Origin of the sequence: Frankia sp. Mgl5 (assembly GCF_023242985.1) — a bacterium.
Taxonomy (GTDB): Bacteria; Actinomycetota; Actinomycetes; order Frankiales; family Frankiaceae; genus Parafrankia; species Parafrankia soli.
Genome location: NZ_JALKFY010000503.1, coordinates 1 through 394 on the forward strand (window position 1 = coordinate 1; position 394 = coordinate 394).

At 63.2% G+C, this 394-nt stretch carries 1 protein-coding gene; it reads right to left on the reverse strand.

The window, feature by feature from the left end; translation table 11 throughout:
* Positions 1 to 60: 60 nt before the first annotated feature.
* Positions 61 to 354 carry a transposase gene (locus MXD62_RS10340; RefSeq protein WP_248829107.1) on the reverse strand — a complete coding sequence of 98 codons (294 nt, stop codon included), beginning with the start codon at positions 352 to 354 and terminating at the stop codon, positions 61 to 63.
* Positions 355 to 394 lie beyond the last annotated feature (40 nt).

Sequence of the window (394 nt, forward strand, 5' to 3'; positions counted from 1 at the left end):
GCACGCGGGCCAGGACGGAGACAGGGTGGTGTGTTTTCTCCGCGTCGATCAGAGCGAACTTCATTTCTGATCGGTCTCCGCCGCGAAGAAAATTGTGGCCTTACGGAGGATCTCGCGTTCCTCCCGGAGCTGCCGGTTCTCCTTCCGGAGGCGTTTCAACTCGTCGCGTTCCGCGGCGGTCAACTCGTCCGCTCGCGCCTCTCCCTCCTGTTCGGCCTGGCGTACCCAGTTACGGATCGACGGCCCCGACGGGCCGTATTCTTTGGCCAGCACCTCGGGCGAGTGGCCAGCTCGGACAAGCTCCACCATCTGACGGCGGAACTCCTCCGTGTACGGCGGTTGCGATCTCGACACCTGTACTCCTCCCTGGGACCATTATCCCAAAGAGCCCAGG